The sequence below is a fragment of the Arthrobacter sp. CMU6 genome (genome assembly GCF_059090205.1).
This window is the reverse complement of sequence record NZ_JBNHFL010000020.1, coordinates 55,414-74,061: the sequence shown is the minus strand read 5'-3', so window position 1 is coordinate 74,061 and position 18,648 is coordinate 55,414. Positions and strand designations below refer to the sequence as shown.

Sequence of the window (18,648 nt, the reverse complement as noted above, 5' to 3'; positions counted from 1 at the left end):
GCGGCGGCACGCAAAAAATATAGTCTTAGACGACGGGTCAACGGCCGGTTCCCACGGCTGCCGGGCTCCCTTGCCAGCGCGTGCGGCCTGCTCCACCGGACGTTCCGTCGGTGCGGGCGGAATCCAACCGCCGCCGGCCCCGCCAGCGGATGAATTGAGGATCGCAGTTTGGATGGAGTCTTAAAGGGATTCTTTGTGGTGGGCATGGTCCTGCTCGTCGGCTACATCCTGGCCAGGACCAACGCCCTGGGGCCGCACGGAACAAAGGTGCTGTCCACCCTGACCTTCATGGTCGGGCTGCCGAGCCTGATGTTCTCCACCATCGCGTCCCGGCATATTTCCGAAGTCCTCAGCCAGACAGGCCTCATCTCCGTCGTCACGGCGCTTTGCGTAATGGCACTGTTCGCACTCAGCGGGGCAATCGGACGGTGGGGCGTCCGGCGCACCACCATCGGCGCGCTGGCCACAGGAATCGTCAATTCCACGAACCTCGGCGTTCCACTGTCCCTGTACATTCTCGGCAGCGCCACCTTCGTCACCCCTATCATGCTGTTCCAGCTGGCGCTCGTGACTCCGGTGGCGCTGACCATCCTGGACCTGACCGATCCTGAGGGGAAACGGGCCTCCATATGGAGCATTCTGTCCACTCCCTTACGCAATCCCGTCACGGTGGCGGCGATTCTCGGCGTCATCGTCAGCGCGGCCGGAATTGAGCTTCCGGCCCTGGTGCTGGATCCCCTGAAGCTGGTCGCCCAGCTGACGGTTCCGCTGATGCTGATCATCTTCGGCATGTCGCTCCACGGCCTCTCACCGCGCCAAGGCACCGTGGACCGCGTCCCCACCCTGTTCGCGGTCATCCTCAAGTCGGCCATCCAACCGGCACTCGCCTGGCTGCTGGCCGTGTTTGTGTTCCACCTCGATACCTTCAGCACCTTCGTTGTCACGGCCTGCGCGATCCTTCCCACCGGCCAGAACGTGGTCCTCTACGCAGTCCGGTACGGCGTGGGCCAGAACCTTGCGCAATCGACGGCGGTCATTACGTCGGCTTTGGCAATCCCCCTGCTGCTGGGGGCGGCCTGGCTGTTCGGTTGATGGCTGTTCGGCTCAGTCCCGCCCGGCTACTGACGGCGGGCACCTTCCCGGAATAAACTCTGCTCCTACGGGCCTGTTGGCCCCACCGCCTGGACGCCTCGGCTATGCCGAACAGCGCCGGGCCGAGCAGAGAGGCCGGCCATGGACTTCGTCAACACTGATGGGCCTTCGCTGGATCCCTTCCCGCTGTATGAACGGATGCGGGAATCCGCCGCCGTCTTCCAGGACGAGCAATCCGGAAGCTGGCATGTCTACAGGTACGACGACGTCCAGCGGGTTCTGTCCGAACACGGCACGTTCTCCTCCAAGATGGGAGGCGACGATCCCTCCGAGACAGGGCAACTGTTTGCGGCGAGCCTGATCACCGCCGATCCGCCCCGGCACCGGCAATTGCGCTCCCTGGTGACCCAGGCGTTCACGCCGAGGGCCGTGGACGGGCTCGCGCCGCGCATCTCAGCACTGACGGAGGAGCTGCTGGACGGTATCGCTGCCAAAGGATCGGCCGACCTCATCGCAGAGCTGGCCTACCCGCTGCCGGTGATCGTGATCGCGGAGCTCATGGGCATCCCCGCCGGGGACCGCGACCGCTTCAAACACTGGTCCGACGCCATCGTCAGCCAGACGCAGTCAGGAGGCCGGACCGAGGACCACAGCACCACCAACCGGGAAATGGCCGAGTACTTCCTGGCCCTCATCGAGCACCGCAGAAGCCAGCCCGGTAACGACCTGATCAGCAACCTGCTGGTGGCCGAAATCGACGGGCAGAAGCTGAGCGTGGCCGAGCTGCTGGGCTTCTGCAGCCTGCTGCTGGTGGCGGGCAATGAAACCACCACCAATCTGATCGGGAACGCTGTCCTCAGTTTCGCCGAAGCGCCGGGATCGATGGACCGGCTCCGCGCCGAGCCGTCCTTGCTCCCCCAGGCCATAGAGGAAGTGCTGCGCTACCGCTCTCCCGTCCAGTCGATGTACAGGGTGACGGCCAGCAGCACAACGCTGGGCGGCCTCCGGGTTCCGGCCGGGGCGCCGCTGGTGGCCTGGATCGGTTCGGCAAACCGCGATCAGCGCCAGTTCCAGCGTCCCGAACAGTTCGACATCGACCGGACGCCAAACCGGCATCTTGCCTTCGGGCACGGCATCCACTTTTGCCTGGGCGCCCCGCTGGCCAGGCTCGAAGCCAGGATCGCGCTGCAGGGCATTCTGGACCGGCTTCCCGGACTGGCCCTTACGCCGGGAGCCCACCTGGAACGGATGGACAGCACCATCGTTTACGGAGTCAAGGAGCTGCCTGTCACCTGGCCGGCTCCTTAACCCCGCGTTGCTGCTGGAAGAGGAACTACAGCTCCACCGTCCCGCTCTCGCCCACGCTCATGCGGCTGTGTGTGACCTTGGACTTGACCCACTGCAGAACCGTGGCCGCTGTACCGCCCGGGCTGGTCCAGTACTCGGCGGAGTCGGAGTCCACATGCAGCAGGACCACCTCAGGGGTGTCCGGACCATCCGGGAACCAGGCCTCCACCGTCTGGTTCCACATCTCGCGGATCTTGGCCCGGTCGCGCACCACCTCGGCGGTCCCCGCTACCGACACCCATTCGGTGCGCTTGCCGAAGGACACATTGACCCTTGCATCGGCAGCGATGTGGGCCACCTGGGAGGTTCCCTCCCCGGCGAAGAACCACATGTCGCCGTCGTCCTTAACATCCTGGACGGCCAGCGGCCGGCTGACCAGCGCGCCTTCTTCGTTGATGGTGGTGAACATTCCGATATGGGAATCGTTGATGATGTCCGTGACCTTGCTGATGCTTTCCGTGCCCGTCATGCTGTCACCTCGTTCTGTTCGAGTACGTTCTCTGCAGTACGTTCTCTGCAGTACGTTCAGTTGAACCGGGTCAGTGCCCTTGCACCCACACTATTGGTAAGCGTGCTTACTTTCCACCCGCCAGGCCCGGAAGCCGGCAGACAGGTTCAGAGTCCCCGCGCCAGGACCTTGCCCCGGAAGAACTCGGGCCGGATCCGGGCCATGACCAGCATGGTGACAACGCCGAGCAGGATGACGCCCATGCCCAGGATGAACACCATGCCCACCCCGCCCACCGACGAACCCGAGCCGTATTCCGGATCCATGGAGTCGTAGGCCGTCTTCACGAACATCACCAGCAGGATCACCCCGCCCAGCAGCGGAGCCAGGAACTTGAAGAGGAACGCGCGGGCGCTGCTGAAGGCGACGGCACGGAAGAACCAGACGCACGCGAGCGCCGTGATCCCGTAGTAGAAGCAGATCATCATGCCCAGCGCCGTGATGGTGTCCCACAGGGCGTTCTCCGAGGTGGTCCGGGTGATCACGTAGAACGCCGCCGCGGCGACGGCAGCCGCAATGGTGGCGTAGCTCGGTGACTTGAACGTGGGGCTGACTTTGCCGAACTTCCCGGGCAGGGCCTTGTAGTGGCCCATCGCCAGCAGCGTCCGTGCCGGCGAGACGAACGTGGACTGCAGCGAGGCCGCGGAACTGCTGAGGATGGCCAGCGACATCAGGATGGCGAACGGCCCCATGACCGGCCCGGACAGGACCGCGAAGATGCTGGACTGGTTGTCGGGATTGCCGGTGCCCAGCCCGGTCTCCCCGACGCCGGCAAAGGACAGCGTGGCCAGCGCAGCCATCATGTAGATGGCCACGATGACGACGACGGTCACGGTCGCCGCCCGCCCGGGGGTCTTCTCCGGGTTCCGCGTCTCCTCGTTCATGGTCAGGGTCACGTCCCAGCCCCAGTAAATGAAGATCGACAGTGACACACCCGCCGCGAAGGCGGAGAAGGAGTCGACGGCGAAGGGGTTGAACCAGTCCGGTGAGATGGCCGTGGCGTCGAACGCGGTCCCGTTGGCCACGTGGACGAACGCTGCGACGGCGAACCACCCCAGCACCAGCAGCTGGAACCCCACCAGGACGTACTGGACGCCCTTGGTGGTTTCCATGCCGCGGTATGAGATCCAGCAGGCCGCCGCGATGAACACCAGGGTGGTGGCGATGTTCAGCGGCAGATTCTGCGACAGCTCAGCGATCCCGGGATTGCCGAGCAGCTGGGCGAGCATCAGGTAGAAGAAGTCGACGGCGACCGCCGCCAGGTTGGACAGCACGATGATGGTGGCGGCGATCAGCCCCCAGCCTCCCATCCAGCCGATCCACGGACCAAAGGCGCGCGTTGCCCACGTGAAGGAGGTTCCGGCGTCGGGCATTGCGTTGTTCAGTTCCCGGTAGCCGAGCGCCACGAGCAGCATCGGGATGAATCCCACGAGGAAGACCGCCGGCAGATGCACGCCCACCTCGGAAACGGTGGGTCCGAGGGCCGCGGTGAGCGTGTACGCCGGCGCGATGCACGACACGCCGATCACCACGGCGCCGATCAGCCCGACGGACCCGGCCTTGAGTCCCTTTTCACTCAGGCTTTTGTGCGTGTCCTGGGTGAGGGGGGCTTTTGTACTCATGGGATTGCCTCTCCGGAGTGTCATTCATCGTTGAATGGGGGTGCGGCCACCGGGATGTGGCCGCTGCGCGGTTAGCCGACGGCGGCCGTTGCGTTCGCCAGTTCAGGCGCCGTCGCTGCGGCAGCCTCCGTAATGCGGGCGGCGGTGGACTGGCCCATGCGTACCGCCCCGTCCACGTGCTGGTAGCCTTCGGCGGCGAGGTCGGAAGAGCACCAGTAGATGGGTCCGACGGCTGTGTGCTGGTCCTTGCCGTAGCGGTGCAGTCCGCCGAGGTCGTAGCTGGCAGCATAGGCGCCGCGCGTCCATTCCTCGGAACCCCAGTCGGATTCGTAGTACACCTCAGGCTCGAGCGCCTTGTCCCCAAGGAAGCCGGCGATTGACTCCAGGACGGCGCCGCGGCGCTCCTCGGCACTGAGCTCGAAGACGGCGTCGGCCTTTTCATCGGAAATGAAACCCACGAGCGTTCCGCGGGTGTCGCCGTGGTTCGTGTTGTCGTAGACCTCCTGGACCAGCGAGCCCGCGCCGAACCCGGTGCCGGAGAGCCCGTCCTCGCGCCAGAACGGCGTGCTGTAGACGGCGTGCACCTTGATGACCAGGCCCAGCGACTGGTGCTGGTGCATCTGGTGCTGGCGGCGCGGCAGCGGCGGGTTGAAGGAGACCCTGGAGTACAGGTTGGGCGGCACGGCCATGATCACGAAGCGCGCGTTCACCGTGGCCCGGTCGGAGACGGCGGTGACGCGGTGGCCGTTTTCGCCGTCGGCCTCCCAATGGATGGTGCGCACCGGGCTGTTAAGGACGACGTCGGAGCCCAGTTCCGCTGCCTGCAGCAGTGAGACCTGCTGCATCCCGCCGATAACCCGCTTGTCCAGGATGAAGTCCTCATCGGTGAGGTGGGTGAAGGAGCCCGCGGAGGCGGCCATCAGGACGGCCTGCAGGGCGGAGAAGGCGTGCGCCGGCTTGGTGAGCATGCCGCCGGCGATGAACAGCCCGATGTTGTTGCAGGCCTCCTCGTCGGGGGAGTTCTGCCGCAGCCAGTGGTGGAAGGAGATGGTGTCCAGCTCGCGGGCCTTGGGGTGGGCCCAGGGTTCGGTGGGGCCAATCTCGGCCGCCAGTTCGTCCAGCAGCGCGATGAGCTTGTTCATTTCGGCAGCCGTGGTGGCGCCCACCGGGAACATGTCGCCGGTGTAGCGGACCGGCGCGCCGTCCGCCCCGATGTAGACGGACTCCCCTTCGCGGTAGCGGGAGTACGTTTCCAGGCCAAGCTCCTCCAGCAGGGCCAGCAGTGCAGTCTGGTCCGGGGATACCCACTGGCCGCCGATTTCGAGCATGGCACCGTCAACGGTGTCGGTCCATGTCCGGCCGCCCACGCGGTCACGGGCTTCCAGCACGGCCACGGTCAGGCCGGCCTTTTTCAGTTCGCGTGCGGCGGTCAGGCCGGAGGGGCCGGCGCCTACGATCACTACGTCGCGGTCAAGATTCAGCATGATGTCCTTTCTCTGTGGCCGCGTAAGTGATGCGAACCACTAAATGAATGCCATTCATTTATAAGAACTATAGAGCCTTTGGCGAAGGAGGGGAAGAGGCTGATGGAATAATGCTGAGGACGTCCACCCGGAGAAAGGTTAGCCATGCCGGCATCACCAGCCGTAGCAACAGCCGGTTCAGCGACAGCTGGGCAAGGCGGCCGGCGCCGTGCCGGGCGCCCCGTGGGAGGCGTGCTGGACAAGGGCGGCATCACGGAAGCCGCGCTGCTTCTCATCGAGAAGAAGGGCTACGACGGCCTCACCATGGCCGCACTGGCCCGGTCACTGAACGTGGCGCCGTCGGCCCTCTACAACCACGTGAAATCCAAGCGGGACGTGCTCCTGCTGGTGGAGGACCATCTCGCATCCCTCGTGGATGTCTCGGCCTTCGGCGCCGACCCCTGGGAGGACGCCGTGCGGAAGTGGGCGTGGAGCTACCGGGACGTGTTCTCCCGGCACACGCCGCTGATACCGGTCATAGCCGTGCTGCCAGTGACCGACGCACCACAGACCCTCGCGATGTATGAAACGGTCAGCTCCGGATTCCGCGACGCCGGATTTCCCGAGGAGCGGATCGTCTCCTCGATCGTCGCACTGGAATCCTTCATCTTCGGCTCGGCCTACGACGTGACGGCGCCGGCCGACATCTTCGACCCCGGAACCATGGCGGAGGCGACACCGAGTTTCACGGCCGCTGTCCGGAGCCTGGCCGGGCAGCGGCACGAACGGCCTGCCGACGTGGCCTTCAGCCTGGGCCTGGAGGCGCTGATCAGCGGTCTGGGCGGCCTGAGGACCTGATCCCCATTCCTCCCGCCGTCCAACGCGACTAAAATTCCTTAACACGCAACGTTGCGAACCCAAGGACGGCGCCATGACCGTAATCGACCCGGAATCGCTGTTCTTTGAGTACAAGCTCCGGTACCGGGGCACTCCTGGCCTGGAACATGATCCCGCAGACTACCCGATGCGGTGGGAAGTTGCCGTAAGTTGCAGCCTGCCGGCCCCCGGCGGCGGCAATGAGGAAAAGCGGCTCGGCAGCGCCGTCGTCCAGGTTGTTCCCAAAGCCGGCATGATCAATCTCTTCCTCACCACCGGCAAGGCAGACCAGGAGATGGCCAAGGCCGTCGAAATGCTGACCATGGACCGCCCGGACCTGATCGGCGAGTACCTGCAGGACGGCGGCGACCTGATGATCGTCTCCTCCCTCGAGATCCTCCCGGAGTACCGCGGCGACAGAACGGGATACACGGTGCTTAACGCCATCGTCGAGACTGTGGGCCGATCGGTGAACCTGGTGGTGGTCCACGCCGCACCGGACGGCGAGGGGTCCCCACCGGCGGGCTCACCGGAGTATGAGGAGGCCAAGTCGGCGCTGCGGGCCTACTGGAAGGACTTCGGATTTGAAGTCGCCACAGGCGACTATCTGGTGTTCTTCCACAAGAAAATCCTGGCCTGACAGGAAGCGGCTGCGGCGTTTGCCGCAGCCCAATGCCTGCCGCACAACCGAGCGCACTATATGCTCGTGTCCGGATGGCGCCCGCGGGGGGATGCGGCTGCCGCCGTAGGCAAAGGTCTCCGCCGTGTCTGTTATGAAAGTCCTTGTCGCTGCCCTGCTCGCGCTGGCCGTTCCGGCCGGGGCGCTGGCCACGGCACCGCCCGCTAACGCGTCCGCGCAGGTTTACAACCCCTGTGCCAGGCTCAGCGCCGGGCAGACCAAGTTTTCCGGTTTCGGGGCGAACAGGGTCACGTTCGCCACCGCCACCACCCGCAATACCAGCCTGCTCACCATCACCGGCTGCGTCCGTTCCGGAAACCGCTATGTCCAGGAATGGCAGGACTGGGGCTATGGCGGTCAGTACGGCTTCGCGGCGCAAAACCGCGAATGGGAGGATACCTACCGGTCCCCCACCGGCTCGTTCAGTTTCACGGAGGCCCTGGGCCGCAGCAATCCGGGCACCGCCCTGAAGTACTACACGATCAACTCCCGGTCCCGCTGGGGCGGTGAATGGAACCGGAACTACAACCAGTACTTTGAAGGCGCAGGCGGCGATGCCGACGAGAACCTCTGGACCTTCATGAACCAGGGCTACTACGAGCAGGCAGCCGTCATCAACTACAACCGCCCGCCGGACTCCAAGACTGTTCTTGGCGCCTCGTTCGCCATTTTCTTCCACGCCGGCCGCGCCCCCAGCGCCGGCTGCGTCTCCACGAGCCTGGCCACGGTCACGCGTCTGCTCCGGACCAGCCGGCCCGGAGACCGCATCATCATGGGTGCAGTGGATGACATTTTCACGCCATACTCGAGCAACCCGTTCGGTGCCATCACCGCCAAGTACGCCCGGACCGGCGGGCCCGCCAGCTGGCTCGGCAACCCCGCCTCCCGTGAGCTGACAGGACTGCGCAGCGGCGGGGCGTACCAGGTGTTCCGGGGCGGGTCGATCTACTGGTCAGCGGCCGGCGGCGCGCGTACGATCGGCGGGGCGATCCGGAGCAAGTGGGCTGCAGCCGGCGCGCAGAACGGCCGGCTCGGCTACCCGACGTCGGATGAGGGCCGCGGCCTCAGGAACGGCGGCGCATACCAGAACTTCCAAGGCGGCCGGATCCACTGGTCCAGGGCGGCGGGGACGCACATCACCCGTGGTGGAATCCTCGCGGCCTGGGCTGGGTCGGGCTACGAACGCGGGCTGCTCGGCTACCCCACGTCCGATGAGATCGGCGGCCTGAAGGACGGCGGCAGCTACCAGACCTTCCAGGGCGGAATCATCCACTGGTCCCCCGCCACCGGCGCCCGCACCACCCGCGGTGCCATCCGCACGGCCTGGGCTGGGTCCGGTTCGGAGCAGGGTGCCCTCGGCTACCCCACAAGCAATGAGTACGCCTTCAGCGGCGGTGCGGCGCAGAACTTCCAGGGCGGCACCATCACGTGGACCGCCCAGGCGGGGGCGCGGATTGTTGCCGGGGCCATCGGCGCCAAGTTCAGGACCGCCCGCACGCTCGGGCATGCCACCACCAATGAACTGTCCACCGGGAACGGCGGCCGCTACCAAGGCTTCCGGAACGGCTACCTCGTCTGGTCCCGGGCAACAGGTGCGCACCTCTCCTCCGGCCCGCACCGCACCGCATGGCTGAACAGCGGCGCCGAAGCGGGCCCGCTCGGGTTCCCCAGGACCGACCCCCTTCCGGGCACGGCAGGGGCCACAATTCAGGAATATGAGCACGGACGGACCGCCGTGGCCCCTGACGGAAAGGTCACCGTCACACTGAACCTCCCGCCGTCGTCCGCCCCAACCACTCCGCCAACCCCGGCCACCGCACCGGCAGCCCCGCCCGCAGCCCCGGCAACTGCGCCGGCAACCCCGGCAACCCCGGCAAGGGCAAGCGGCGGCTAAGTCGCGTCACGCCGAGGGCAGCTCGCTTTCCAGGCGGGATGCCGCGAGCCATTCGTCCAGCTCGGCCGCCGGCACGGGGCGAAGGACGGACAGTGGGTCATCGGGGCTATAAAGGAGCGGTCCAGTTTCAGCTCATTGATGGGCAGGTCGCGCAGGTAGGCCAGGGAGCTGTATCCGGTGCCGAAGTCGTCAATGGCAATCTGTATTCCACTGTCCTGCAGCCGGGACAGGATCTCCCTCTGTCGCCGGCAATCGCACCCCGCCTATACTCGATGCACCGGCGGTTCACTGCAGAAGCAGCGACGGTAGTTTGGAAGGGTCGCGGTCACCGTGGTCAGGAATCCATTCAGGCACGCCTCCCGTGGACACGGAGAGGAGACGAAATCCGGCGTTCACCGTCCTTCCTGGCTCCAGCGCGAAGACGCCGGCATCAGCCACGGCAAGAGCAGCCTGTTCTTCATCGCCCATGACGCCCCGCCGCCGCCAACGGTCACCTGCATCCAGGGGCACGACGTCCTGCCTGGGGAAACGACCTGCATCCACGGGCATCCGGTTGGCTGAGTCCGGGTCTCCTGCCTGACTTCTGGTTACCGGCCGGTAGCTTTAGGGAAGCGCTCCGGACCCCAGACACCGGATATTTCGCCAACGAAGCCCCGCACCGCTGCTGACAGCGGTGCGGGGCTTCCGTTTGGCCCGGGACTTTGAATCAATGCCTAGGAGAACCGGGCCGGACGGAACGCGGCCAGCATGGGGTGCCTGTCACCCGTCAGGATCTCGCCGGCGAGGAGTTCGCCGACCACCAGCCCGAGCGTGGCACCGGAGTGGGTAAACGCGACGAAGCAGCCGGGCACCTGGCCGAGCTCGCCCAGCACCGGCTCGCCGTCGCCCGGAATCGGCTTGTAGCCGATCTTCCAGCTCGCGGGCTTGAGTTCGGGGTTTCCGGCAATGACCTTGCCGGCTTCGTCGGCGAGTTCCTGCACCACTTCCTCGGGGATGCTGAACGAACCGTCCGCATGCTCTGTGATGTGTTCCTCGTACCAGTCGTGGTCCAGGGCAAACGTGCCGCCAGGGTTGGGGCGCACGGCGGCCCGCGGCGTGTTCATGACCGCCTTGACGTCGTGCTCCACCGGCTTGGTCAGCACCAGCATGGACACCGGCGACCCGTTGGGGATGTCCACACCCAGGGGAGCGACGACGGCGGGTGTCGCCGCACCGCACGCCACGAGCACCGCGTCGGCGTCGTACGTCTCCCCCGCCGCCGTCTCGACGCCCACCGCCCGGCCGCCGCCGACAACCACGGACGACTTGCCGGCGTTCAGCACCAGCCGGCCGCCGCGCCCGTGGAACTCCTCCATCAGGAAGTCCACCAGGTCCGGCAGGCTGACCCAGCCCTCACCGGGGTTGAAGATGGCGTTCTCCGGGATCGCGGCGGCATTGATGCCGGGGGTGGCCGCAGCGACCTCCTCCGGAGCCAGCAGCTTCGAGTCATAGCCGATGGACTTCTCGTAGGCGTGGCGGGCCTCGGTGGCCTCCCGTTGCCCTTCGGCGTTCCACATCAGCCCGCCGCCGAACTGCAGCCACTCCCGGCCGGGGTCGGCTGCGAAGAGCGTGCGGTACCGGTCCACGCCGGCGAGCCGGAGCTGGTGATAGGGCGTAGACCGTTCGCCGGCGGAGTTCAGCCAGGAGAGTGACCGGCCGGTGGCTTCGCTGGCCAGGCCGCCCTCGGTCAGCAGCGTCACGGATGCGCCTTCGCGTAGCAGGTGGACAGCGGTGGAGACGCCCAGGATGCCGCCGCCGATGATGGCGACGTGCTTGGTGGCGGTGGAGGACATGAGTTCTCCCTTTCTGAGGTTTTGGACACGGTTGATGAGGACGCGGCTTTGGATTCCGCCGCGTCCGTGACTGCAGGCGGCGAGGTGCCGCAAGAGTGTTGGCGGGCTGACGCTCAGGCCAGCGCGTGGATGCCTTCGATGACCTTGAGGACTTCGAGCGGCCCGGCCGGGTCGACGGGCAGCGGGCCCTCCCCGCGCAGGGCGGCGGCGAGCTGCACGTAAAACTCGGGATAGGCGCCGCGCTCGGCGGACACGGGCTTTGCTGCGCCGTCCACACCCAGAAGCCCCCAAGACTCCTGGGGATCGATGCCGTAGGCGGGATCCGACGGCGCCATGCCGGCCGCGAGCCCGGGCTCCTGGCCGTCCAGGCCCCATTTCGTGTAGCCGGCATCGGAGCCGAGGACGTGGAAGCGCGGACCCACCTGGGCCGCCATGCCGTTCATCCACAGCCGGCTGCGCACTCCGGACCTGTGAAGCAGCGAGACGAACGCCTCTGTGTCTGCGGCCGCCGGATCGGATCCCCGGTTGGCCGTTTCGCCGTAGCTCCTTTCGACCGGCCCGAACAGCTGGATTGCCTGGTCGATCAGGTGCGCGCCGAGGTCGTGGAGGATCCCCCCGCCCTGGGCAAGGGAGACACTGTCGCGCCAGTTCCCGAAGCCCTCCGGCCGCCACCATTCGAAGCGCGATTCGAAGGTGCGCACCTCCCCCATGGCTGACTCCCGAAGCAGCTTCTGCAGGGTCAGGAAGTCGGCGTCCCACCGGCGGTTCTGGAACACCGTGAGCTGCACCCCGCCGTCGGACGCCAGAGCGATCAGCTCCGCCCCCTGGGCCGAGCTCGGCACGAAGGGCTTGTCCACCACCACGTGAAGGCCGTGCGCGATGGCTGCGGCCGCCAGGTCGAAGTGGGTATGCGGCGGGGTGCCCAGGACGACGAGGTCCAGGTCCCCCGCAAGTGCGAACATCGCCTCCGGGGTGGGAACGATGCGCGCATGCGGGTAGAGCCTGGCCGCCTCGGCTGCCCGCTCCGGGTCCGCCGTCACGATCACGTCCAGTGAATAGTTCGGATCCGCGGTGATCAGCGGCGAGTGGAAGACCTTGCCGGAGATTCCAAAGCCGACGACGGCGGTCCGGATGGGTGCCGCTGTTCCGTTTCCCATCACAGCACCTCGGAGAGGAAGCGCTGCAGGCGTTCGCTGCGCGGGTTGTCGAAGAGTTCGGCCGGGGTGCCGGCCTCCACCACTTCGCCTTCGTCCATGAAGACCACCTGGTCGGCCACCTTCCGGGCGAAGCCCATCTCGTGGGTGACCACCAGCATGGTCATGCCGCGCCGGCCGAGCCCGGCCATCAGGTTCAGGACGCCCTTGACCAGTTCCGGGTCCAGGGCACTGGTGGCTTCATCGAATAGCATTACCTCCGGTTCCATGGCCAGCGCCCGTGCGATAGCCACGCGCTGCTGCTGGCCGCCGGACAGATCGCGGGGCCGGTGGTCGGCCCGCTCGGCCAGGCCCACCTCGGCCAGGCGGCGGCGGGCGCGTTCCATGGCCTCGGCCTTGGGCATGCCCTTGACGCTCCAGAGTGCCAGTGCCACGTTCTCGAGGGCGGTGTGGTCCGGGAAGAGGTTGAAGTGCTGGAACACCATGCCGATCCGGCGGCGCAGGGTGTCCGGTTTGACCTGCAGGGCGCTTTCGCCGGCCAGCAGCACGTCGCCGCTCTTGGGCTCATGCAGCCGGTTGACGCCGCGCAGCAGCGTGGATTTGCCCGAGCCGGAGGGCCCGATGATGCAGGTGGTGGTGCCCGGGGCCACCGTGAGGCTGACATTCCGGAGGACCTCGATGTCACCGTAGGCCATGGTCAGGTTCCGCAGCTCAAGGCTGGAGCCGTGGAAGGTCTCGATGTCCGCGGCCGCCTTGTTCGGGACTGTCTTGCTGGCGTTGGCGCTTGTGACGTTCATGTGTTGCTCCCGGTGGTGAGCGGCGAGGCCGCGTCGAGTTCGGTGACTTCCTTCAGGCCACTGGTGGGCGGAGTGGGCCGACGGCGGCCGGTGCGGAACCTGTTGTCGAAGTAGTTGACCAGGTGGGTCAGCGGCACGGTGATCACCAGGTAGAAGATGCCGGCCATGACCAGGGGCGAGAGGTTTCCGGACAGCACGGCGGCGTCCTGTCCCACCCTGAAGAGTTCGCGTTCGCTGACCAGCAGGCCCAGGAAGTAAACCAGGGAGGAATCTTTGACGATCGCGATGAACTGGTTTACCAGGGCCGGCAGGACGCGGCGGACGCCCTGCGGGACGACCACCAGGGCCATGGACTTGGCGTAGCTCATGCCCAGAGCGCGGCACGCCTCGCCCTGGCCCTTGTCCACGCTGAGGATGCCGGCGCGGAAGATCTCGCCGATGTAGGCGCTGGCAATGAGGCTCAGGGCGATAATTCCCAGCGGGTACGGCGAGGGCCCGAAGACCGATTGGCTGAACCGCGCGAAGCCCTGGCCGATCAGCAGGATGGTGAGGATGGCCGGCAGGCCACGGAAGAGGTCCGTGTAGATCCGGGCCGGGATGCGCACCCACCGGGACCGCGAGATGCCCATGACGGCCACCACCATGCCCAGCACCACGCCAAGGATGGTGGCGGCGACGGAGATGATCAGTGTGTTCAGAAGGCCAACCCCGAGAAGTTGGGGCATCACTTCAAGCATTGCTTCGAAGTCGAAGAAGGTACGGCCAATGATGTTGAGCCAGTCCATTGATTGCTCTCAGACGTTAGTTGTTTGTGTTCGAGTGCCGGGCGGCGCTTCCCGTGCCGGACGGGCTGGCGGCCCGCCCGGCACGGAACGGCACTGTGCCGTCCGGCTGCCGCCTACTTGCTGGCAGTCGGGGCCGGGGTTGCGGTCTGCTCGGCCTTGGGCAGGTACTGCTCAGGCATCGGGGAGCCCGGGAACCACTTCTGGTAGAGCTTCTTCCACGTGCCGTCCTCCATCGCCGCGGCCAGGCCCTTGTTCAGGGCTTCCTTGAAGGCAGGCTTGTCCTTGGCGATGGCGAAGCCGGCGGGGGCGTCGAAGGAGGGGATGTCCGCGGCGCTGACCAGGCCGTACTGCTCCTGGTAAGCCTTGGCAGCCTCGTAGTCGAGGAAGTGGGCGTCCACGGAGCCGCTGTTGACGGCGGCGACGGCGGTGTTGTTGTCCGGGAAGCGCACCAGGCTGGCTGAGGTGAAGTTCTTCACGGCGTAGGCTTCCTGGAGCGTTCCCTGGACCACGCCCAGGCGCTTTCCGTTGAGGCCGTCGACGTCCTTGATACCCGAGGCCTTCGTGGTGATCACCGTGAGGTAGCCGGCGAGGTAGCCGTTGGAGAAGTCGACGGTTTCCTTGCGTTTGTCGGTGATGCCAATGGCGGCCACACCGACGTCGAACTGGCCGTTGGCCACGGCGGCGAGCAGCCCGGAGAAGTCCTGACCGGTGAAGACCACTTTGTCTACGCCGGCGCGGTGGGCCACGTCCTTGAACAGTTCGACGTCGAAGCCGGTGAAGTTACCCTGTGCGTCGGTGAAGGTATACGGCTTTGAGTCGCCCAGGCTGGCCACCCGGATGGTGCCCGGTTCAATCAGTCCGTACGGGTTGTCGGCCGGGCTGGAGGTGGCGGAGGAGGGACCGCCGCAGCCGGAGAGGGCGAGGATGGCCGCCAGGGCTGCCGCAGCGACCGCTGCCGGACGGAAGTTCAGTTTGATCACAGCATTGTCCAATCGTGGGAGGGAAGCGGTGCTGTCAGGGCCGCCGAAGGATTTGGTCGATGAAGCTCTTGCTGAGTCCGGTCTCAGTCCCTACGATTGAGACCGGACTCACATCGATTGCTAGAAATGTAGCGGAACTCACACGCCGCGTCAACAGCCCCACTGAAAGGTGAACATGAGCAGTGACGGAGCAAGACGGCGGGACGTAACAGTCGCCGACGTCGCAAAAGCTGCCCAGGTGTCCAAGGCCCAGGCCGCCCGCGCGCTGGGAAATTACGGGGCGGTCAGCGAGGACGTCCGCGAGCGGGTGCTCGCGGCCGCCGAAGAGCTGAAGTACCGGCCCAACGAGCTGGCCCGCAGCATGAACACCGGGAAATCGCACACGATCGGCGTCGTCGTGGGCGACATCGAGAACCCGCATTTCGGACTGGCCACCAGGGGGATCACGGACACCGCCAAGAAGAGCGGATTCAACGTCATCCTGATCAACACGGACGAGAACACCGCCGCCGAGGTGGACGCTGTCCGCGTGCTGCTCGACAAACGGGTCGACGGACTGATCGTCGCTCCGGCGTCATCGGTGGAGACGGAGCACCTGCAGCGGGTCCACGAATCGGGCCGGCCACTGGTGCTGCTGGACCGCTCGGCCGACCGCCTCGCTGTGGAGACTGTCGCCGTCGACATGGCCACCATCTCCTACGAATCCACGCGGTACCTGCTCGACGCCGGGCACCGGAGGATCGCCTTCATTTCGACGCTGCGGACAGACGCCGCGTATGCCACGGGAATGCGGCTGGATTCATCGCAGATCTCGGACCGCCTCGAAGGGATGCGGCGGGCCTTCGAGGACGCCGGATGCGAGTTCCCGCAGGACCTCGTCCGGCTCAACGCCGGCGACGCCGGCTCCATCCGGAACCTCACGCGCGAGGTGCTGCTCGGCACCGGCGCGGCCACCGCCGTCGTAGCTTCAGACGGCCTGATTGCCCTCAGCGTGGTGGAAGCCATCCAGCAGCTGGGACTCCGGATCCCCGCCGACGTGTCATTCCTGATGTACGACGACTTCGCCTGGACCCGCCTGACCACACCGCCCCTGACGGTGGTGGCGCAGCCGGTCTACGACATGGGGGCCGCAGCGGCGAGTGCCCTGATCAGGCAGATCGAGGGCCGCCCGCCGCTGGCTCCTTCGCCGGAGTTCAATGCCACACTGGTCCGCAGGGGCTCGGTGGGCACCGTACCGGACTCAGCGACGGCTCACTCGGCGTCGCCGTCGTCGTCCTTCTCGCCCTCCTTCAGGACCAGTGCCGTGCCCTGATAGGCCCCCAGTTCGAGGAAGAAGCTGTGCAGGTCGTCGACCTGCCCAACGGCCTCGCCGCTGAAGAGGTCATGGACGCTGCTGCCGGGAACCAGGTGGGCCGACTGGATGCTGCCCGCGATGTCCTGGCCGGAGAAGTTGAGCACGGTTGCCTGCAGGTTCCCGTCCCCCAGCCGGTTGACCATGACCAGCAGCCCGCGATGGGAAACTTCCGGCACGTCCAGCAAGGTGCTGGTGGCGATCCCGCTCTGTTCCCGCACGGCAAGGATCTTCTGCAGCCGCCGGGCGTAGGAGTTAGGGTCCTTGAGCTGGTCGGGCAAGGGGCCGTAGAGGCTGCGGGCACGCGGCATACCGGCGGAGGAGGCCTCCGCTTCGGGGCTGGTGCCCATGATGTCGTGTGCGCCGCGGTTGATCCACCGGGTGTCTCCCTGCGCGGTAAGCTCCCGGACTTTCTGGCGGTCGAGGGCGGCGACCCCGGTCAGGTCCCAGCCGGAGAGGGCAAAGACACCGGGCTGCAGGGCGTTGTACATGGACAGCAGGATGTGGACGTCCAGGACCTGGGCCTGCTGTTCGTCGGTGAGGTTCTCCGGGTCCTGGATGCCCAGGGCGGCCATGATGAAACTTGCCGTGGTGCAGGCGATGCCGTTGGTGGTGAACAGGGCGTTGTACGGGGTTTCCGGGCCCGTCAACCGTTCCCGCAGGGTTTGCTGAACATGTTCGGCGAGTTCGGCCCCGGTGAGCTCCTGGCCATTCAGTTCGAACACGTCGTCCTTGTGGCCGGCGGCGAAGTGGACCAGCTCATAGGTCAGTTCGTCGTGGTTCTGGAGGGCGTGGACCAGTGATGCCTGGTCCACCCCGATTTCCATGGCCAGCCGCAGCGTCAGGCGCAGGAATTCCGTATCGGCGGTCACCAGCGCGTAGTGATAGGCCGGCCTGGTGACGAAGTCGTAAGAAAGATCCGGACCCGCCTCCGAGGTTGCCTTGATGTCGTCGATGGTCAGGTTGAGTTCCTGGAAGGAGAACCCGCCAACCTTGCGGATCATGGACCCGATCAGCTGGTTTGCGGCTTCGGACAGCGGATGCCCCTCGGACCAGCCCGGCTGCTCCTCGGCGCTTTTCTCCACGCCCAGGAACCCGTTGGCGTCCAGCCGCAGGGCACCGGTGCCCAGGTCGAGCAGCGAGTGCAGTGCATCCCCGACCACCAGGCGCATTCCGGCAAAGGTGGGGTCCAGCCAGTTGATGGACGGCTGGCCTGCCTTGAAGTAGTGCAGATAGACCCACCGCCGGGTCTTCCCGGCCGTGTCCACGATGGGCCGTGTGGCGCTCCAGTTGGTCTCCTTAACGCCCGGCTCATAGAAGATCACCCGCTGGAGCCGGCCGATGATGTACCCGGCCTTTTGCAGTGCCTGCTCGGCGTCGGGGCTGATGTTGACCGAGTCTTCGCCTTCGGGAACGTCCGGCAGCAGGTGCCAGTCCTCTTCCGGAATGTCGATCATGTGGTAAATGCCGGGGTAGTCCCGGAAGTTCATCTCGGCCAGGCGGAAGTCCGCCCCCTTGCCTGTGTGGCCGGGGACGATGTCATCGATCACTGTGCCGTCGTGGGCGGCGGCCACCTCGCACATCTTGCGGAATTCGTCCTCGGTGCCGAACACAGGGTCGATCGCCATGCTGATGCGGTCGAAGTGCCCGTCCACGCTCGGCGTCTGGGACCAGCCCCGGATGCCGCCGGCGAGCTTAACAGGACCGGTGTGCAGGCCCCTGATCCCGATCTCCCGGAAGGCGTCCCACAGTTCAGGATCACCCAGGGCGGAGAGGAAGGACTGGCCCGGGCGGGTGATGAAGGACAGGGGGTAGGCGGTGAACCAGACAGGCGCGCGCTCCACGGCGGCCCGCGGGTTCGGATGGGCGTACGAGTTCTGCCACATGCTGGCCTGTCCGGAGAGCTGCCGCGCCATCACGTTCGCGTCCCCCAGCATTGCCTGGTTCCGCAGCCACTCGACATATGCTGCGTTGCGCCCGTCAAACTCCAGGGACGGCCGGTCGGCAAAGAACTGGCGGCGGCGGGCGATCGGCCTCAGCGCCTTGGGACGCGCCGGATAGAACTGCTCGTCATAGGTGATGTCAGCGGCTTCCGGCGCTTCGGCCTCTTCGGCCGCTTCGGTCTCTTCCGGCGCATCGGCGGCTGCGCCCGTCAATTCCGCGGCCTCCGGATCAGGGGAGGCCGAATCGAGCCCATCAGGCTCGCCGGCCAAGTCGTCGGCTACTGAAACGCTCTTGTTGAAGCTTGCTTCCCGCACAGATTGCTCC

General features: G+C 66.3%; 16 protein-coding genes and 1 pseudogene. 7 read left to right on the top strand and 10 right to left on the bottom strand.

Annotated features, from left to right (window positions below; genetic code table 11):
• Positions 1–168: 168 nt before the first annotated feature.
• Positions 169–1,092, top strand: coding sequence for an AEC family transporter (locus tag AC5RWD_RS15065; protein WP_494020775.1), 924 nt, complete (start codon positions 169–171; stop codon positions 1,090–1,092).
• 141 nt (positions 1,093–1,233) lie between these two features.
• A complete protein-coding gene (locus AC5RWD_RS15060; RefSeq protein WP_494020774.1) occupies positions 1,234–2,400 on the top strand; it encodes a cytochrome P450 in 1,167 nt (388 codons plus the stop codon).
• A gap of 25 nt (positions 2,401–2,425) precedes the next feature.
• Here AC5RWD_RS15060 and AC5RWD_RS15055 read toward each other — a convergent pair whose 3' ends face one another.
• The 3 genes and pseudogenes from AC5RWD_RS15055 to AC5RWD_RS15045 form a co-directional block, all read right to left on the bottom strand.
• The gene (locus tag AC5RWD_RS15055; RefSeq protein WP_494020773.1) at positions 2,426–2,908 is read right to left on the bottom strand and encodes a pyridoxamine 5'-phosphate oxidase family protein; all 483 of its coding nucleotides are present in this window, start codon (positions 2,906–2,908) and stop codon (positions 2,426–2,428) included.
• Between the two features lie 146 nt (positions 2,909–3,054).
• Positions 3,055–4,569 (bottom strand): APC family permease, encoded by a 1,515-nt coding sequence (locus tag AC5RWD_RS15050; protein ID WP_494020772.1) that lies wholly within the window; start codon positions 4,567–4,569, stop codon positions 3,055–3,057.
• A gap of 71 nt (positions 4,570–4,640) precedes the next feature.
• Positions 4,641–6,065, bottom strand: a pseudogene (locus AC5RWD_RS15045) (flavin monoamine oxidase family protein); the annotation flags it as partial.
• A gap of 132 nt (positions 6,066–6,197) precedes the next feature.
• Here AC5RWD_RS15045 and AC5RWD_RS15040 point away from each other — a divergent pair.
• From AC5RWD_RS15040 to AC5RWD_RS15030, 3 genes are all read left to right on the top strand, one after another.
• A complete protein-coding gene (locus AC5RWD_RS15040) occupies positions 6,198–6,890 on the top strand; it encodes a TetR/AcrR family transcriptional regulator (protein WP_494020771.1) in 693 nt (230 codons plus the stop codon).
• A gap of 73 nt (positions 6,891–6,963) precedes the next feature.
• Positions 6,964–7,548 (top strand): hypothetical protein, encoded by a 585-nt coding sequence (locus tag AC5RWD_RS15035; RefSeq protein ID WP_494020770.1) that lies wholly within the window; start codon positions 6,964–6,966, stop codon positions 7,546–7,548.
• Positions 7,549–7,681: 133 nt separating this feature from the next.
• Positions 7,682–9,481 (top strand): hypothetical protein, encoded by a 1,800-nt coding sequence (locus AC5RWD_RS15030; RefSeq protein ID WP_494020803.1) that lies wholly within the window; start codon positions 7,682–7,684, stop codon positions 9,479–9,481.
• Here the strand turns inward: AC5RWD_RS15030 and AC5RWD_RS15025 are convergent.
• On the bottom strand, positions 9,478–9,711 hold the full coding sequence (locus tag AC5RWD_RS15025) for an EAL domain-containing protein (RefSeq protein WP_494020802.1): 234 nt from the start codon (positions 9,709–9,711) through the stop codon (positions 9,478–9,480). The genes AC5RWD_RS15030 and AC5RWD_RS15025 overlap by 4 nt on opposite strands.
• A gap of 100 nt (positions 9,712–9,811) precedes the next feature.
• Between AC5RWD_RS15025 and AC5RWD_RS15020 the strand changes: the two genes are divergently transcribed.
• Entirely contained in the window at positions 9,812–10,042 is a 231-nt protein-coding gene (locus AC5RWD_RS15020) for a hypothetical protein (protein WP_494020769.1), read from the top strand.
• Between the two features lie 152 nt (positions 10,043–10,194).
• Here the strand turns inward: AC5RWD_RS15020 and AC5RWD_RS15015 are convergent, their stop codons facing one another.
• From AC5RWD_RS15015 to AC5RWD_RS14995, 5 genes are all read right to left on the bottom strand, one after another.
• Positions 10,195–11,313, bottom strand: a complete 1,119-nt coding sequence (locus tag AC5RWD_RS15015; RefSeq protein WP_494020768.1) for an NAD(P)/FAD-dependent oxidoreductase — start codon at positions 11,311–11,313, stop codon at positions 10,195–10,197.
• Between the two features lie 113 nt (positions 11,314–11,426).
• Entirely contained in the window at positions 11,427–12,470 is a 1,044-nt protein-coding gene (locus tag AC5RWD_RS15010; RefSeq protein WP_494020767.1) for a Gfo/Idh/MocA family protein, read from the bottom strand.
• The gene (locus tag AC5RWD_RS15005) at positions 12,470–13,264 is read right to left on the bottom strand and encodes an amino acid ABC transporter ATP-binding protein (protein ID WP_494020766.1); all 795 of its coding nucleotides are present in this window, start codon (positions 13,262–13,264) and stop codon (positions 12,470–12,472) included. The genes AC5RWD_RS15010 and AC5RWD_RS15005 overlap by 1 nt, the downstream gene beginning before the upstream one ends.
• Positions 13,261–14,049, bottom strand: coding sequence for an amino acid ABC transporter permease (locus tag AC5RWD_RS15000; protein ID WP_494020765.1), 789 nt, complete (start codon positions 14,047–14,049; stop codon positions 13,261–13,263). Before AC5RWD_RS15000 ends, AC5RWD_RS15005 begins: the two co-directional genes overlap by 4 nt.
• A gap of 113 nt (positions 14,050–14,162) precedes the next feature.
• Positions 14,163–15,029 carry an ABC transporter substrate-binding protein gene (locus AC5RWD_RS14995; RefSeq protein ID WP_494020764.1) on the bottom strand — a complete coding sequence of 289 codons (867 nt, stop codon included), beginning with the start codon at positions 15,027–15,029 and terminating at the stop codon, positions 14,163–14,165.
• A 175-nt stretch (positions 15,030–15,204) separates the two neighbouring features.
• Here AC5RWD_RS14995 and AC5RWD_RS14990 point away from each other — a divergent pair, with 175 nt between their 5' ends.
• Positions 15,205–16,341 (top strand): LacI family DNA-binding transcriptional regulator, encoded by a 1,137-nt coding sequence (locus AC5RWD_RS14990; protein WP_494020763.1) that lies wholly within the window; start codon positions 15,205–15,207, stop codon positions 16,339–16,341.
• On the opposite strand, the gene treS is transcribed toward AC5RWD_RS14990, so the two are convergent.
• A complete protein-coding gene (gene treS, locus AC5RWD_RS14985) occupies positions 16,281–18,638 on the bottom strand; it encodes a maltose alpha-D-glucosyltransferase (RefSeq protein WP_494020762.1) in 2,358 nt (785 codons plus the stop codon). The two genes, AC5RWD_RS14990 and treS, sit on opposite strands and share 61 nt — an antisense overlap.
• Positions 18,639–18,648 lie beyond the last annotated feature (10 nt).

Excerpts from the sequence above, each read along its gene's own strand:
- AC5RWD_RS15060 (WP_494020774.1), top strand. The coding sequence starts at position 1,234 with ATGGACTTCGTCAACACTGATGGGCCTTCGCTGGATCCCTTCCCGCTG.
- AC5RWD_RS15055 (WP_494020773.1), bottom strand. The coding sequence starts at position 2,908 with ATGACGGGCACGGAAAGCATCAGCAAGGTCACGGACATCATCAACGAT.
- AC5RWD_RS15050 (WP_494020772.1), bottom strand. The coding sequence starts at position 4,569 with ATGAGTACAAAAGCCCCCCTCACCCAGGACACGCACAAAAGCCTGAGT.
- AC5RWD_RS15040 (WP_494020771.1), top strand. The coding sequence starts at position 6,198 with ATGCCGGCATCACCAGCCGTAGCAACAGCCGGTTCAGCGACAGCTGGG.
- AC5RWD_RS15035 (WP_494020770.1), top strand. The coding sequence starts at position 6,964 with ATGACCGTAATCGACCCGGAATCGCTGTTCTTTGAGTACAAGCTCCGG.
- AC5RWD_RS15030 (WP_494020803.1), top strand. The coding sequence starts at position 7,682 with ATGAAAGTCCTTGTCGCTGCCCTGCTCGCGCTGGCCGTTCCGGCCGGG.
- AC5RWD_RS15015 (WP_494020768.1), bottom strand. The coding sequence starts at position 11,313 with ATGTCCTCCACCGCCACCAAGCACGTCGCCATCATCGGCGGCGGCATC.
- AC5RWD_RS15010 (WP_494020767.1), bottom strand. The coding sequence starts at position 12,470 with ATGGGAAACGGAACAGCGGCACCCATCCGGACCGCCGTCGTCGGCTTT.
- AC5RWD_RS15005 (WP_494020766.1), bottom strand. The coding sequence starts at position 13,264 with ATGAACGTCACAAGCGCCAACGCCAGCAAGACAGTCCCGAACAAGGCG.
- AC5RWD_RS15000 (WP_494020765.1), bottom strand. The coding sequence starts at position 14,049 with ATGGACTGGCTCAACATCATTGGCCGTACCTTCTTCGACTTCGAAGCA.
- AC5RWD_RS14990 (WP_494020763.1), top strand. The coding sequence starts at position 15,205 with ATGAGCAGTGACGGAGCAAGACGGCGGGACGTAACAGTCGCCGACGTC.